The sequence below is a fragment of the Arthrobacter luteolus NBRC 107841 genome (genome assembly GCF_001552075.1).
Classification (GTDB): domain Bacteria; phylum Actinomycetota; class Actinomycetes; order Actinomycetales; family Micrococcaceae; genus Arthrobacter_B; species Arthrobacter_B luteolus.
In genome coordinates this window covers 62,413-77,144 of sequence record NZ_BCQM01000004.1, presented here as the reverse complement: position 1 = coordinate 77,144, position 14,732 = coordinate 62,413, and the positions used below count along the sequence as shown (strand labels likewise).

Sequence of the window (14,732 nt, the reverse complement as noted above, 5' to 3'; positions counted from 1 at the left end):
ATGGACGCACGGGAGAACGTGGCGCAGCTGATGCCGCAGGCCCATGAGGAACTGACCGAACTTGTGGCCCTGCGGTCCGTGGCGGATCCCCGCCAGTTCCCCGCCGAAGAATGCGAACGCGCCGCGGAGTGGGTCAGGGAAAGGTTCGCGGACCTCGGTTTCGCCGATGCCCGCCTGGAACAGACTTCGGACGGCAGCAAGGTGGTGGTTGGGTCCCGGCCCTGCGCCGATCCGCAGGCTCCCACCGTGCTGCTCTACGCCCACTATGACGTCCAGCCGCCCCTCGACGACGGTGCCTGGCGGACGCCGCCCTTCGAACTGACCGAGGTGGACGGCCGCTGGTACGGGCGAGGCGCCGCCGACTGCAAGGGGAACATCGTGATGCACCTGGCCGCCCTGCGTGCCCTGGGCCAGGACGTCCCCGTCAACCTCAAACTGGTGGTCGAAGGCTCGGAGGAGCAGGGCACCGGCGGGCTCGAGGCCTTCGTTGAAGCCCACCCCGATCTCCTGCGTGCCGACGCGATTCTCGTCTGCGACACCGGCAACGCCGCAGTGGGCTATCCGGCCGCCACCGTCAGCCTGCGCGGCATGGTCAACGTCGTCGTCACAGTGGAAGCCCTGGCCACCGAGATCCATTCCGGGATGTTCGGCGGGCCCGCACCTGATGCCCTCGCCGCGCTCGTGGCCATCCTCTCCACCCTCCGTGACGAGCGCGGGAACACCACGGTCAAAGGGCTGGACAACAGCCGGTCCTGGTCGGGTGCGCCCTACGCGGCTGATCAGTTCCGCACCGATGCCGGCGTGCTGGACGGGGTCTCCCTGCTCGGCGACGGCAGCGTCGCCGACATGCTGTGGGCGCGTCCGGCGCTGACAATTCTTGGCATCGACTGCCCGCCGGTCCTCGGCTCGGCTGCGGCCATCGTTCCGCGGGCGGCCGCCCGGCTGAACCTCCGGATTCCGCCGGGCACTGCGCCCGACGCCGCGGAGCCGTCCCTCATAGCGCATCTGCAGGACGCTGCTCCCTGGGGTGTCCACGTCACGGTGGATGTCGAGGCAACCGGTTCTCCGTTCGAGGCTTCCACCGACGGGCCGGCTTACCAGGCCATGGCAGCCGCCGCGCAGGAGGCCTACGGGCGGCCGCTGGCGAAGCTGGGGCAGGGCGGGTCCATCCCGCTGTGCAACGTGTTCGAGCAGACGTACCCCGGTGCGGAGATCATCCTGATCGGTGTCGAGGAACCGCAGGCCCTCATCCACGCTCCCAACGAAAGCGTGGACCCGGGCGAGATCGAGCACATGGCCCTGACCGAGGTCCTTTTCCTGCGGCGTTACGCCGACCAGGGCCGCTCAGGGAATGTGTGATTCCGGCAGTGCCGCTGGACCTACGGCGCCGAGGACCGGGAGGCTCCTGGACCAGAACCAACGATTAATACGACGACGGCGGCGGCCAGCGCCGCCGTCGCCAGGAAAACTCCCGCGTTTCCCGGATTTGGCGTGAAGGCGAGAATCACCGCAGGAAGGCAGGCGCCACCCGCTGCACCGCTGACAACCAGCAGACCGACCGCTTTTTTGGCGTCCTGCACTCTCACTCGTGTGAGCCCGATGCCGAGAACCAGTGAGTACATCGGTCCAAGGCAGGCCACTGCCACGCCGGTGGCCCCCAGCGCCGCTTCCGGTTGCGGTCCCCGGAGGAATCCCGCAGCAGCCAGACACGCTGCCGCGAGTGTGCAGGTGACGATGAGGACCGCCGCCGGCGTCACCCTGGACTTCAGGATGAACCAGGTGCTGTAGCGGCCCACGGCCATCAGGACCCAGAAGATTGAAGTTCCGGCTGCGGCGGAAGCGGCGTCGAGGGCAAGTACTTCCGCGGGGATGACCGCAGACCACCCGGCGAAGATTGTTTCGATGCCCACATAAAGGAAGAGGGCAGCGGAGATGGGCGCCAGCAGGAGGAACAGAGCAGGCCTGGCGGTTCCGGCGCCATCCGAAGCATCCGAAGCATCCGGGCGAGACGGGGAGGACCGCGGGAAGGAGAACAAGCCAGCGGTGGCGAGGTGCAGCAGTGACACGCCGAGCAGCAAGGGAGCCGGGCTGCCGCCCGTGGGCCCCGCGGCAATCAGCAGCGGGCCCAGGGCTGCAACCAGGGCCACCGTTCCCGTCAGCGCTGACAGCAGACCGGTGGTTCCTTCCCCGGCCAGAACCCGGGCCAGGATGCTGCCGCTGGCTTCGCAGAGGCCAAAGCCCAGGCCAGCCGCTGCTGCTGCGGCGGTGAAAGTGCCACCATCCGGGGCGGCGGCCACTGCAAGGAGCGCCGCAGCCTGCAGCGCTGATCCCGCAGCCAGGGTGGCCGCAGGCGTGATTACCCGCAGCAGGACCGAAGCCAGCAGCACCCCGGCCATCAGCCCGAAGAAGAGTGCCGGCACAGCGCTGAGGTAGCCGGCAACCGGCCTGTCGGCGTTGTGTGCTGCGAGCGGGATCAACGCGGGGATGATCGACGCGGTGCCGCCCATCCCGGCAAAGGCGGCGAACAGTCCGGCCTTCTGCGCCCGCAGGCTCAGAAGGTGTCTCCCGCTGCGGAGCAACGTTATCCGCCTACTGCCCGGGCGGCAGGGACGGCTGCCAGAAGTTCGCGGGTGTAGTCAGCCTGCGGGGCATCGAAAATCTCGGCGGGAGTGCCGCTCTCCACGATGCGGCCGCGCTGCATCACATGGACAGCATGGGAGATCATCCGGACCACGGCCAGGTCATGGCTGATGAAGAGGTAACTCAGGCCCAGTTCCCGTTGCAGGTCCGCGAGCAGTTCCAGGGTCTGTGCCTGGACCAGGACATCCAGGGCGGAGACGGCCTCGTCCAGCACCACCAGATCAGGCGAAAGGGCGAGCGCACGGGCGATGGCCACGCGCTGCCGCTGGCCGCCGGAGAGCTCATGGGGCAGCCGGCCAGCCAGCGCCGCCGGCAAGGCGACCTTGTCCAGCAGTTCCACACAGCGCTTGTGCCGTTCACCCTTGGTGCCCAACCGGTGCACCCGCAGCGGTTCCGTCACGGACTCCGCGACGGTGTAGCGAGGATCCAGGGAGGCATACGGGTTCTGGAACACCGGCTGCACCCGGCGGCGGAACTCGAAGAGCCCGCGGCGGCTCAGCGAGGAAATACCCGTCCCCTCGAACAAGATCTCTCCCGAAGTGATGTCCTCGAGCGCCAGCATCAGGTTCGCCGTCGTCGACTTGCCGGACCCGGATTCCCCGACAATGGAAACCGTCTGGCCGCGGGGAATGGTGAAGCTGATGTCATCGACGGCAGTGAAAGCGGTCCCGCCCCGGCTGCCGGGGCCACGGATGGTGAACACCTTGCTCAGGTTGCGCACTTCAACAATGTTCTCCGGCGGCGCTTCCATGCCGGGTCCCGCAGCAGCGGCCGGGCGTTCGGCGGTGAGGATGGACCGGGAGGCCAGGCTGGGTGCTGCCGTCAGCAGCCGTTGGGTGTAGTCATGCTGGGGATCAGTCATGATCTGGGCTGCCGGCCCGGACTCAACGATCTCGCCCTGCCGCATCACCACAATGGAGTCCGCACGCTCCGCGGCGAGCGCAAGGTCGTGCGTAATCAGCAGCACCGCGGTGTCCATCTGCCCGGTGAGTTCACCGAGCTTGTCCAGGATGCGGCGCTGGACCGTCACGTCCAGTGCCGAGGTGGGCTCGTCGGCGATCAGCAGGCTCGGACGGCAGGCCAGGCCCATGGCAATCAGGACACGCTGCCGCATACCGCCGGAGAATTCGTGCGGATACTGGCTGAGCCGGCGTTCCGGGTCCGGGATCCCCACCATCTCCAGCAGCTCGACCACCTGTTCCCGGCTGCCCTTGCCCCGGGACTTCCCGTGAACCTCCAGCGCTTCGGCAATCTGGTCGCCGACACGCATCAGCGGGTTCAGGTTGGACATGGGGTCCTGCGGAACGAAGCCGATCCTGGCACCGCGGATGGCAAGCATTTCCCGCTCGGTGGCCTCGGCCAGGTTGCGTCCCGCAAAGAAAATCTCGCCCCCGGTGATCTGGCCCGTCCCGGGTAGGAGCCGGTTCACTGCCGCAGCCGTAGTGGACTTGCCCGAACCGGATTCGCCCACGAGGGCCACTGTCTGCCCGGGGAACACATCCAGGGAGAAGTGGTGGACCACGGCCTGCCGGCGTTTCCCGGTTCCGAAGGCAATGGAGAGGTCCTGGATGGAAAGGAGCGGTGATTGGGGGGTCATGGCTGGTGCCTCTCTTGGGTGCTGCAGCTGCGGGAAAACGTGGGTGCCTGGCCTCGGGATCTGTGCGTTCATGGTGCACCGCCGGTGAGGTGGGTTCCGGCTGCCCCGAGGAACTCCGCCCACAGGGTCTCGGTCGGGACCGGTTCCCCGTCCACGAGCAGCCGGTTGCTGGCCAGCGCAAAAGCCAGGTGCCGGCCGGGTACGAACCCCACCGCGCACCCGACGTAGCCGGGGTGTCCCAGGATGGTCAAGGCCTCACCGGCCACGGTCAGCCGGTACCGGCGGAAGCCCAGCGATTGCCCTGCATCAGGCCCGGCCGCGAAGAACTCTTCGGCGGTCTCCGGGCTCCAGAGGGAATCGTGGTTTCGGTAATCGGCCAGCGCCCCGGCGAACCGCAGCAGGTCGGGGACCGTGGAAAACAGGCCAGCATGCCCGGAGACGCCGCCGAAAGCGTGGTAGGCGTTCCCGTCCGCGACCTGGCCGTGCACGGGCGAGCGCCGCCAGCGGGCGAAGTCGCTGCTTCGGAAGGGAACGGGATAGGGCCGCTGGGTGTCTAGCATGGCCGCTTCGATCCGGTCATCGCGGGCACCGGTTGCCACGTTGGCACCGGCGGGGGCTGCATACCGGGTTGCTTCGAGGCCGAGCGGTCCGGTGACCAGCTGCGCGGTCGCTGCGGCAAGGTCCAGCCCTGCCGCTGCGCCGACCACCCGGCCCAGGAGAATGAATCCGAGGTCCGAATAGCGGCGTTCCGTTCCGGGCGGGCAGGCCAACGGAAGTGTTTCGATGACGCGGTGGGCGTCCGCTTCGCCGTCGGCCGCCAGATACAGGGGATACCACTGCTGAAGCCCGCCCCGGTGCAGCAGCAGGTCCCGGACCGTGACGGTTTCCCTACCGGCGCCGCGGAACCGCGGCAGGTACCGGCGGACTTCGGCGTCGAGGTCCACCAGTCCGTCCGAGACGAGCCGGAGAAGGCATGCGGTGGTGCCGAGCACCTTGGTGACGGAGGCAAGGTCATGGTGGGTGTCCGGATGCATGGCGTCGATGCCCCGGCGCCCACCTCCGGACCAGCTGACGGTGCGGAACCCCGCACTCACCACGGCCGTGGTTTCCGGCGTCCGGAGCCCCAGCGTCACCCCGGGCGGCGGCTCCTGGGCAGCGGCTCCGGACAGGCGGGTGGAGAGCAGGAGGCTGGCCGCGGATTCCAGTGTGCTCATCCGGACCACGCCGCTGGAACCATACGGGAGGCTGCCCGCCGCAGCACCGAACGCATGGACACTGCCCTAAGCCCGGGAAAGGGTCAGGGTGCGGGGCGCTGACCCGGCGGGCGGCGGCAGGACGAGGGGTCCGCTGCCGGGGGTGATGCTGCCCAGAATGCGTGCGTCCCGGGCTCCGGTTCCTCCCGGGACGGTGCCGGGCAGCCCATGGGCGGTGCACCAGCCGATAAGGGCGAAGGCAATCGCTTCCTTGTCATCCGCGGGAGCACCATAGTCATCGGATTGAGTGATGACGACGCCGGGCAGAGCCTTTCGGAGTCCCTCCATCAGGACGCCGTTCCGGCAGCCTCCACCCGAAGCCACCACCAGGTCGATCCCGTGCGCCCGGATCTCCTGCGCCACGGTCCGGACCGTCAGTTCGGTGAGGGTTGCCACCAGGTCAGCGTCACCGGGCTCGGCGCCGGCGTCCCGGAGGATGCCTTCGACATAGGGCAGGTGGAAGTGTTCCTTGCCGGTGGATTTGGGAGCAGGCAGCTGGAAGTAGGCATCCTTGAGGAAGACGTCGAGCAGGTCCTCGTCGACGGTGCCGCTGGCGGCGATCCTGCCGTCGGCGTCGTACCCTTCCGCGCCAAGTTCCCGGGTCACCACCACGGCGTCGATCAGGGCGTTGGCAGGCCCGATGTCGTACGCGAACAATTCCCCGGCCGACGGAACAACCGTCATATTGGCGATCCCGCCGAGGTTAAGGGCAGCGGCGGTGCCGGGATGACCGGCCAGCAGCAGGGCGTCCAGGTAGGAAACCAGCGGCGCGCCGTGGCCACCGGCGGTAATGTCCCTGGCGCGGACGTCGGAGAGCACGGGCGTTCCGGTCGCCTCTGCAATCCACGCCGGCTGACCAATCTGCAGGGTGCCCAGGGCCTGCCCTCCGTCCACCCAGTGGAATACGGTCTGCCCGTGGGAGACCACCAGGTCCACGGGACCGCTTTGCCGGATGGTCTCCGTTGCCACCTGGGCGAACTGCTGGCCAACCAGGGTATCCAGCTCGCACATTTCTGCCAGCGTGGTCGAGGCGGGCGGAAGCGCGTTAATGATCCGGCTCCGGAGAGCCTGGGGATACGGGGTGCTGCCGGAGTGCTGGAGAATCCCGGTCAGGTGCCCGTCCTTCTCCTCAAACTCCACGACGGCGGCATCGATCCCGTCATGGGAGGTGCCTGAGATCATTCCCAGAATTCTCATGCTTGCTCTCCTAGCGCCGCGCGCAGCAGGCCGCCGTGCTTGGTCAATTGGGCCGCAGCAGCCACCGGATCCAGTCCCAGCCGGAGCGCGGTGATGGTCTGTTTGACGGAATTGTTGTTCGCCGCCAGGGCGTCCTGGGCTTCAGCCCGGGCTACCCCGGTAATCTCCTGCACCATCCGCAGGGCCCGCTCGCGCAGTTTCACGTTCGTGGGTTTTACATCGACCATGAGATTGCCGTAGGTCTTGCCCAGCTGGACCATCACAATGGTGGAGAACATGTTGAGCACGAGCTTCTGGGCGGTTCCTGCTTTCAGCCGGGTCGATCCGGCCACAACCTCCGGGCCGACGATGACTTCGATCGGGTATGCCGCGGCAGCGGCCAGCGGGGTTCCGGTGTTGCAGGTCAGTGCCACGGTCAGCGCGCCCCTGGCCCGGGCCCGGGTGACGGCGGCGATCACGAAGGGAGTCCGGCCGCTGGAAGCGATGCCGATCACCGTGTCCAGCGGCCCGATGCCTGCCGTGTCCATCGCCAGCGCACCGGCGTCAACGTCGTCCTCCGCCCCTTCGCAGGGCGCCACAACCGCTTTAGGGCCGCCGGCAATGACCGCGAAGATCTGATCCGGCGGTGTCCCGAAGGTGGGCGGGCACTCCGAGGCGTCGAGCACACCGATCCGCCCGGGGGTGCCCGCGCCCACGTAAATCATGCGTCCGCCCGCCTTCATCCTCTCCGCGGTGGCTTCGATGGCGGGTGAAATTTGCGGCAGGGCCTGCTGGACCGCTCCCGGAACGGCGGCGTCCGCGTTGTTCATGGTGCGGGCCAGTTCGCTGACCGGCATCGTGTCAATGGACGCAAAACGGGGGTCAGCGGTTTCCGTTTCCAGTCCGATCAGTCCGGCAATCTCACCGGGAGTCAAAGTCATCGCTTTCCTCGGTTCCGGGGGTCGAAGCCGTCGCGCAGCCCGTCCCCCAACAGGTTCAGGCCAACGACGAGGAGGACCACCACCACGCCGGGGGCAATCATGGTCCACGGCGCGACGTAGACCAGCGTGCGGGCTTCAAAGATCATCGACCCCAGTGAGGGCGCTGGCGGCGGAGTGCCGAGGCCAAGGAAGCTCAGGGATGCTTCGGTCAGCACTGCCCAGGACAGCGAGAGTGCCACCTGGACGATGATGATGGAGGTGATGTTGGGCAGCACGTGCCGCAGCATGATCATCACCCGGCTCTGGCCGGTGCTGGTGGCGGCCCGCACGTAGTCGATTTCACGCAGCGACAGGACAGGACCGCGGGTAACCCGGATGAAGATCGGGACATACACGACGGCGATTGCCACGGCTATCGTGAACCAGTTGCGGTTGAAGACGGAGGCCAGGGCCAGGGCCAGCAGCAGCGGAGGGAAGGCGAACAGAACGTTCGTGATCCCGCCGATAACGCTGTCAGCAGCGCCGCGGTAGAACCCGGCGACCAGACCGCCCAGCGTGCCGATGACTGCGGCAAAGGCCACGGCAACGACAGCGATGAGAGCCGAATTTGCCACGCCTGCAGCGACGCGGGAGAAGACGTCGCGGCCGAACTGGTCGGTGCCGAACCAGTGCTGTGCCGACGGCGCCAGAAGGCTGGACGGAGCGTCCTGCGTGAGCGGGTCGTAGGGCAGGGAGTTGCTGAAGGACAGGAGGGAAAGGACCGCCAGCAGGCAGATGAGGATCAGCCCGGACAGACCCGTGGGGCTCTTCAGGAGAGCGGGAACCCGGCGGCCAGCCGCGGCAGGAACCGGGCTGGTGTCGGTGGTCAGGGGCACGCCGGTCATGCGGCACGCACCCGGGGGTCGATGACCCGGTAGAGGAGATCGGTCAGGAGGTTCACGATCACGAAGGTCAGGGCGATAACAAGGACGGTGCTCTGCACGAGTGCGTACTCTTTCTGCTGTATTCCGAGCAGGACCTGCCGGCCGATCCCGGGAATCGAGAAGATCTGCTCCACTACGACGGCGCCGCCCAGCAGGTAGCCGAATTGGAGTCCCGTCATCGTGACGATCGGAACGAGGGCGTTGCGCAGCACGTGCCTGGCCTGCAGCCGGCCTTCCGGAACGCCTTTGGCGCGGGCGGTGCGGATGAAGTCATTGGAACGGATTTCCAGGACCGCAGTGCGCGTTGTCCGGATGATCGGCGCAGCAATGCCGAATCCGAGCACGACCGCGGGCAGGAGCATCTGCTGCAGGTTTAGCAGCGGATTGTCGGTAAACGCGGCGAAGCCCTCGCCGTTCGGGTTGAAGCCCCAGGAGGCGGCGAAAACCGAGAGCAGCGTGGTGGCGAGCAGGAAGGCCGGTACCGAGAGCCCTGCCAGGCTAACCACTTGGGCCAGGCCGTCGCGCGGTGAATCGGGGCGGGAAGCGGCCAGCATGCCGAGCGGCACACCGATCAGCAAGGCCAGGACAATCGCGAAAATTGCCAGTTCGAAGGTCACCGGGAGGGACCGCAACGTGAGGTCCAGGACGCTTTCCTGGGCACGGGAGGAGAAACCGAGGTTTCCAGTAAAGAGGTTTCCCAGCCAGGAGAAGAACTGGATAAAGAGCGGCTGGTCCAGCCCGTAGTAGCTCTCCAGCGCGGCCTGTTGGGCCGGGGTGAGTGCGGCAGCTTCGGTTCCGAGGCCGGCAGTGATCTGATCGCCGGGTATTGCACGGAGCATGATGAAAACGAAGACTGCCACTCCCAGCAGGGTGCCTGCAGCAGCGGCGATGCGGCGCAGCAGGGGGTTGTGGGTAAGTGTCTGGCGCATGTGCCTGGTTTTCTCGCCTGGGGCAGGCCCCGTCGCCGGGGCCTGCCTTCGGGGCGGTTAGTTGTTCGTTGTGGTGCGCAGGTACTGGAGCGAGCCGTTCGCCATCGGGATGAACCCGTCGACGGAGGTACTCGTCGTGGTGTAGGTGTAGCTGGTGAACAGCCAGACCCAAGCCGCGTTGTTCTCCAGTTCCTGGGAAACCTGGGTGTAGATGTCCGTGCGTTCCCCCGGGTCCGAGGCCGACTTGCCGGCGGCGAAGAGGGCATCGAGCTCCGGTGAGCTGTAGCCGGCAACCGCATTCAGGTTTCCGGTGCTGGTGAAGTAGCGTCCGTACATACCGTCCGGGTCGGGGCGGCCGCCGTTGAGGGCGACTGCGGCGTCAAAATCGCCTTCCTTCCAGCGGCTGACGAAAGCACCGGACTCCAGCACCTCAATGTCGAGCGTGATGTTGGCTTCGGCGAGCTGGGCCTTCAGGTTCTGGGCCTCGTCAACGGATGTGGCGTACTCCCCCTGGGAAACAATCGTGGAGATGGTGACCCCGTCTGCCTTCCCGGCCTTCTTCAGGTACTCGGCCGCTTTGCCGAGGTCCTTCTCGGGGCAGGGGCGGTCCGCAGGATCGGACTTGTAGGCCGGTGAGGTGATGGGCCCGGTGACTTCACCTTCGCCCAAGGCAGCGGTGTCCAGCACTTCCTGGCGGTCCACGGCGCACTGGATGGCCAGCCGGACATTTGCATCGGCGAGGACCTCCCGCCCGGCGTTCAGCTGCAGCGCGTGATAGCTCAGCTGCGGCGTTTTCGCGACCGTGAGGTTGGGACCTTCAGCGGTCTTGGCGACCAGCGGGCTGTTGAACACTGCGAAATCCACATTCCCGGACTGCATTGCCGAGACAATCGAGGATTCATCCGGGATGACCCGCAGTTCCACGCTGTCCAGTTTGGCCTTTTCGCCCCAGTACGAATCACTTCGCGCGAGTGTCAGCGACTGGCTCGGGACACGGCCCTCCAGGACGAAGGGCCCGGAGCCGTTCGGCTCGGTCATGAGTGCGGTCTCCGTGTCCTCAGATGAGAGGATCGCCATGTTAATCACGGCCAGGTTGGCGGGCAGGGCCGCGTCCGGAGCAGACAGGTTTACGACGACGGTGGCCGGGTCCGGAGCCTCGACCGAGGTCACGGCTGCCAGGGAGGTGCGGGCGACGGCGCCGGTCGCTTCCTCGTTGATCTTGTCCAGGGAGAACTTGACGTCCTCGGAATCCAGGGCGCTGCCGTCACTGAAGGTCACCCCCTCCCGGAGCTTGAAGGTGACCGCCAGTCCGTCCTCGGAGGCTTCCCAGGACTCGGCCAGCCCGGGAACTACTGCCAGGTCCTGATCGAACTCAGTCAGGGTGCCGTAAAGGTTCTGGAGCACGGAAACGGCCTGGAACTGGGTGGCCTTCCAAGGGAAGAGCGTGTCCGGGTCAGTGGTCACCCCAATGACGAGGCTTCCGCCGTCGGCGGCCGGATCCTGGTCCGGTTGTGCTGCCGGAGCACCACAGCCGGATAGGGCAAGGGACGCAGTAGCGGCTACAGCGAACGCCGAAAGCGTGCCACGGATGAATCGGGAACCGCTTTGCATGGTTGATCTCCTCGGTGACATGTGATGCATCCTGCATGCCGCGTCGGCCCCCGCAGGTCCCCCGGTAGAGCATCGGAAGTCCGGGTTGGTCATTAACGTACCTTCACCGACTGATTCATGTAAAGATATTCCCTAAAGAGATTTTCCGGCTTGCTTTCCGCCGTTTCGGCGGCTGGCCGGGGAGAATGATCCGGATGAGGGAGCGGAACGTGAACCACGTGTTGGAAGCACCGGAGTCTGAAACCGTGCTGATTCGGATTCGGGCTGCCCTTCCCTCCCTGCGTCCGTCAGAGCGGCGGATCGCCCAGGTGTTTGTTGACGATCCCGCTGCGGGGGCCTCGCTTTCAGTGGCCGACCTGGCTGAACTGTGCAAAACGTCGACCACCTCGGTAGTGCGCTTTTACAAGCGGATGGGGTACTCCCACTACAAAGACCTCCTGATGGATATCACCCGGGAGTCCATGCGCCAGGAACTCGCCATTTCGAGCCTGCCCCCGGTGTCCGGCGACATCGGCCGCACCGATTCACTCGAGGACATCGTGGCGAAAGTTGCGACCAACGAAACCCTGTCCATTGCCGATACTGCCCGGACGCTGGACACCAAAGCTCTTGGCGAGGCTGTTAGCCTGCTGTCCCAGGCACGGCGGATCGATACCTTCGGCATGGGCGCAAGTTCCTTTGTAGGCCTGGACCTCCAGCAGAAACTGTCCCGGATCGGCCGGACGGTACTGAATTGGGCCGACTCACACTCCGCTTGGACCGCTGCGGCCACGCTGGACAGCACCTGCGTCGCCATCGCCATTTCCCATTCGGGAAGCACGAAGGACACGCTGGAGTTCCTGACCGCGGCCAGGGAATCCGGCGCTGCGACCATCGCGATCACGAATTTCCAGGACTCCCCTGTGGCCTCCGCCGCTGACGTAGTGCTGCGGACCGCCGCCCGGGAAACCCGGTTCCGGTCCGGTGCCCTGGGCAGCCGGATCGCCCAACTGATGGTTGTCGACTGTCTCTTCACCGCCGTCGCGCAGGCATCTTACGACTCCTCCATGGAAGCCCTGCGCAATACCTACCGTGTGGTGCACGACCGGGGCGCGCAGAGCAACGCATAGACCGGCGCTTGTTCTTCCTTACACCGCCCGAACCGGTGAGTATTGAAGGAGCGTGGGAGGTTATCCGCGATCCATCAAGCGTGAGGAGCAACCATGAAAGCCGCCCGTTATTACGACCGTGGGGACATCCGGATTGACGATCTTCCCGAGCCGGAGGTGGCTCCGGGCACCGTGGGGATCGACGTCGCCTGGTGCGGCATCTGCGGCACCGACCTGCACGAATATCTTGAGGGGCCCATCTTCGCTCCCGCGCACGGCCAGTCGCATCCCATCTCCGGCGAATCCCTGCCCGTCACCCTGGGGCACGAGTTTTCCGGGGTGGTTTATGCCGTGGGTGAGGGAGTGGATGATCTGCAGGTCGGCCAGCACGTCGTCGTCGAGCCCTACATCATCCGGGACGACGTCGACACCGGCCCGGACAGCAGGGACTACCATCTGTCGCCGGACATGAACTTCATTGGGCTCGCCGGCCGGGGCGGCGGACTGGGAGAAAAGGTTGTGGTGCAGCGCCGCTGGGTCCATCCCATTGACCCGTCCGTGCCCCTGGACCAGGCTGCCCTGATTGAGCCGCTGTCCGTTGGCTATCACGCGGTGGAGCGTTCCGGAGCCAAGGCCGGGGACTTTGCCCTGGTCGGCGGGGCAGGGCCGATCGGGCTCCTGACAGCTGCCGTCCTCAAGGCACAGGGCGTCACGGTGGCCATGTCGGAGCTGAGCCCGCTGCGCCGGCAGAAAGCCGTCGAATCCGGGGTTGCCGACCATGCCCTGGACCCGTCGGAGGTCAACGTGGCGGAAGAGGTGCACCGGCTTACGGACGGGAAGGGTGCCGATATCGCCTTCGAATGCACCAGTGTCCAGGTGGTCCTGGATACGCTCATGGATGCGCTGCGCCCCACCGGGGTGCTGGTGGTGGTGTCCATCTGGGGCAAGCGGGCGGATTTCGATATGCACAAGCTGGTGATGAAGGAAATCGATATGCGCGGCACCATCGCCTACGTCAACTCCCACCCGGCGACCATCAAGCTCGTGGAGTCCGGAAAGATCGATCTCTCCCCCTTCATCACCGGCCGGATCGGCTTGGACGGCCTGGTTGATGAGGGTTTCGACACCCTCATCAACCGCAATGAGACCGCGGTGAAGATCCTGGTCTCCCCTTCGGGAAGGGGCCTGTAAGTCTGGTTGGGCGCGTACCTGTAGGGTTCGGAGTCAGGAACCTCTTCGGTTCCGCTACAGGAGCGAACATGTCAGACAAGTCCCCGCGCCAATCAGCATCCAAAAAGTCCGGCAAGTCCATCAAGGAAAAGCGCGCCGATAAGAAGGCTGCGGCAGCTCCATCCGCTTCCAGCGACAAGGCCCCCGGCGCCCAGCCTGCAAGCCGTAAAAAGTGAACGGCCCTTCGAACGGCCTCACCCTGGGTGTTGTGTCCAGCACCCGGAAGCCCGATGAGCGGCGCCTGCCCATCCATCCGCTGCACTTCGAACGCATCGCGCCCGAGGTGCGGCGGCAGCTGATCCTCGAAGAGGGCTACGGGGAGAAGTTCGGAGTTGCGGACGACGTCCTGAAACCGCTGGTGGGAGCCATGCTTCCGCGGACGCAGCTGCTGGCGGAGGCCGACGTCGTCCTCCTGCCCAAGCCGCAGCCGGCGGACCTCGCCGATCTCCGGGACGGGCAGACCCTCTGGGGCTGGCCGCACTGCGTGCAGGACCGCGCCATCACCCAGCTCGCCATCGACAAGAAACTCACCCTGATCGCCTTCGAAGCGATGAACCACTGGGCCAGCGACGGCGGGTTCGGGCTGCACGTTTTCCACAAGAACAACGAGCTGGCCGGATACTGCTCCGTCCTGCATTCCCTCGCCCTGACCGGAACGACGGGTGACTACGGCCGGCGGCTGCGCGCCGTCGTTATTGGCTTTGGTGCCACGGCCCGGGGCGCGGTGACTGCCCTGAACGCCCACGGCGTCCACGACGTCCAGGTCCTGACCCACCGCGGGGTCGCGGCGGTCGGGTCTCCGATCCATTCGGTGCGGATTGTGCAGTTCGACCATGAGGACAAGGCGCCGTTCCTCAGCGAGGTCATCACCGAACGCGGGCGGGTGCCGCTTGCACCCTTCCTGGCGGAGGCGGACATCGTGGTCAACTGCACCCTGCAGGATCCCAACGCCCCGCTGACCTACCTGCGCACCGCAGACCTGGCGGCTTTCCGGCCCGGCAGCCTGATCGTGGATGTTTCCTGCGACGAAGGCATGGGCTTCGAGTGGGCGAAAACCACCACCTTCGCCGACCCCATGTTCGAGGTCGGCGATCACATCAACTATTACGCCGTGGACCACAGCCCGTCCTACCTCTGGAACTCCTCCAGCTGGGAAATCAGCGAGGCACTGCTGCCCTTCCTGGAGACCGTTCTCAGCGGGCCCGAGGCCTGGGAGCAGAACGAAACCATCCGGAAGGCCATCGAAATCCGCGGCGGCGTCATCCAGAACCAGGACGTACTGCAGTTCCAGCAGCGGGCGGCCAGCTACCCGCACCCTGCACTGTCTTCCTGACGGTGCCCCGG

13 protein-coding genes are annotated in these 14,732 nt (G+C 66.3%); 5 read left to right on the top strand and 8 right to left on the bottom strand.

What is annotated here, in order from left to right:
- Positions 1-1,359, top strand: a complete 1,359-nt coding sequence (locus AL3_RS09030; RefSeq protein ID WP_066299651.1) for a dipeptidase — start codon at positions 1-3, stop codon at positions 1,357-1,359.
- 20 nt (positions 1,360-1,379) lie between these two features.
- Here AL3_RS09030 and AL3_RS09025 read toward each other — a convergent pair whose 3' ends face one another.
- The 8 genes from AL3_RS09025 to AL3_RS08990 all read right to left on the bottom strand — a co-directional run bounded on the left by AL3_RS09025 (position 1,380) and on the right by AL3_RS08990 (position 11,070).
- Positions 1,380-2,579, bottom strand: coding sequence for an MFS transporter (locus AL3_RS09025; protein ID WP_066299650.1), 1,200 nt, complete (start codon positions 2,577-2,579; stop codon positions 1,380-1,382).
- A 2-nt stretch (positions 2,580-2,581) separates the two neighbouring features.
- Positions 2,582-4,237: an ABC transporter ATP-binding protein gene (locus tag AL3_RS09020; protein WP_066299648.1), complete on the bottom strand. Its 1,656-nt coding sequence runs from the start codon at positions 4,235-4,237 to the stop codon at positions 2,582-2,584.
- Positions 4,238-4,305: 68 nt separating this feature from the next.
- Positions 4,306-5,451: a serine hydrolase domain-containing protein gene (locus AL3_RS09015; protein WP_066299647.1), complete on the bottom strand. Its 1,146-nt coding sequence runs from the start codon at positions 5,449-5,451 to the stop codon at positions 4,306-4,308.
- 66 nt (positions 5,452-5,517) lie between these two features.
- On the bottom strand, positions 5,518-6,687 hold the full coding sequence (locus AL3_RS09010; protein ID WP_066299643.1) for an anhydro-N-acetylmuramic acid kinase: 1,170 nt from the start codon (positions 6,685-6,687) through the stop codon (positions 5,518-5,520).
- Positions 6,684-7,607, bottom strand: coding sequence for an N-acetylmuramic acid 6-phosphate etherase (gene murQ, locus AL3_RS09005; RefSeq protein ID WP_066299641.1), 924 nt, complete (start codon positions 7,605-7,607; stop codon positions 6,684-6,686). The genes AL3_RS09010 and murQ overlap by 4 nt, the downstream gene beginning before the upstream one ends.
- Entirely contained in the window at positions 7,604-8,491 is an 888-nt protein-coding gene (locus AL3_RS09000) for an ABC transporter permease (protein WP_066299640.1), read from the bottom strand. Before AL3_RS09000 ends, murQ begins: the two co-directional genes overlap by 4 nt.
- Positions 8,488-9,459 carry an ABC transporter permease gene (locus AL3_RS08995; RefSeq protein ID WP_066299639.1) on the bottom strand — a complete coding sequence of 324 codons (972 nt, stop codon included), beginning with the start codon at positions 9,457-9,459 and terminating at the stop codon, positions 8,488-8,490. Before AL3_RS08995 ends, AL3_RS09000 begins: the two co-directional genes overlap by 4 nt.
- A 57-nt stretch (positions 9,460-9,516) precedes the next feature.
- Positions 9,517-11,070, bottom strand: a complete 1,554-nt coding sequence (locus AL3_RS08990; protein ID WP_066299638.1) for an ABC transporter substrate-binding protein — start codon at positions 11,068-11,070, stop codon at positions 9,517-9,519.
- A 194-nt stretch (positions 11,071-11,264) separates the two neighbouring features.
- On the opposite strand from AL3_RS08990, the gene AL3_RS08985 reads away from it, so the two are divergent.
- The 4 genes from AL3_RS08985 (at position 11,265) to AL3_RS08975 (ending at position 14,721) form a co-directional block, all read left to right on the top strand.
- A complete protein-coding gene (locus AL3_RS08985; protein WP_083521611.1) occupies positions 11,265-12,179 on the top strand; it encodes a MurR/RpiR family transcriptional regulator in 915 nt (304 codons plus the stop codon).
- Between the two features lie 93 nt (positions 12,180-12,272).
- Positions 12,273-13,349, top strand: coding sequence for a 2,3-butanediol dehydrogenase (locus AL3_RS08980; protein WP_066299636.1), 1,077 nt, complete (start codon positions 12,273-12,275; stop codon positions 13,347-13,349).
- A gap of 68 nt (positions 13,350-13,417) precedes the next feature.
- Entirely contained in the window at positions 13,418-13,564 is a 147-nt protein-coding gene (locus AL3_RS18645; protein ID WP_169795748.1) for a hypothetical protein, read from the top strand.
- A complete protein-coding gene (locus AL3_RS08975) occupies positions 13,561-14,721 on the top strand; it encodes a N(5)-(carboxyethyl)ornithine synthase (RefSeq protein WP_066299634.1) in 1,161 nt (386 codons plus the stop codon). Before AL3_RS18645 ends, AL3_RS08975 begins: the two co-directional genes overlap by 4 nt.
- Positions 14,722-14,732: the final 11 nt, after the last annotated feature.

What these genes read in the sequence shown, in the direction of transcription:
- AL3_RS09030 (WP_066299651.1), top strand. Translation starts at nt 1, where the DNA reads ATGGACGCACGGGAGAACGTGGCGCAGCTGATGCCGCAGGCCCATGAG.
- AL3_RS09020 (WP_066299648.1), bottom strand. Translation starts at nt 4,237, where the DNA reads ATGACCCCCCAATCACCGCTCCTTTCCATCCAGGACCTCTCCATTGCC.
- AL3_RS09015 (WP_066299647.1), bottom strand. Translation starts at nt 5,451, where the DNA reads ATGAGCACACTGGAATCCGCGGCCAGCCTCCTGCTCTCCACCCGCCTG.
- AL3_RS09010 (WP_066299643.1), bottom strand. Translation starts at nt 6,687, where the DNA reads ATGAGAATTCTGGGAATGATCTCAGGCACCTCCCATGACGGGATCGAT.
- murQ (WP_066299641.1), bottom strand. Translation starts at nt 7,607, where the DNA reads ATGACTTTGACTCCCGGTGAGATTGCCGGACTGATCGGACTGGAAACG.
- AL3_RS09000 (WP_066299640.1), bottom strand. Translation starts at nt 8,491, where the DNA reads ATGACCGGCGTGCCCCTGACCACCGACACCAGCCCGGTTCCTGCCGCG.
- AL3_RS08995 (WP_066299639.1), bottom strand. Translation starts at nt 9,459, where the DNA reads ATGCGCCAGACACTTACCCACAACCCCCTGCTGCGCCGCATCGCCGCT.
- AL3_RS08990 (WP_066299638.1), bottom strand. Translation starts at nt 11,070, where the DNA reads ATGCAAAGCGGTTCCCGATTCATCCGTGGCACGCTTTCGGCGTTCGCT.
- AL3_RS08985 (WP_083521611.1), top strand. Translation starts at nt 11,265, where the DNA reads ATGAGGGAGCGGAACGTGAACCACGTGTTGGAAGCACCGGAGTCTGAA.
- AL3_RS08980 (WP_066299636.1), top strand. Translation starts at nt 12,273, where the DNA reads ATGAAAGCCGCCCGTTATTACGACCGTGGGGACATCCGGATTGACGAT.
- AL3_RS18645 (WP_169795748.1), top strand. Translation starts at nt 13,418, where the DNA reads ATGTCAGACAAGTCCCCGCGCCAATCAGCATCCAAAAAGTCCGGCAAG.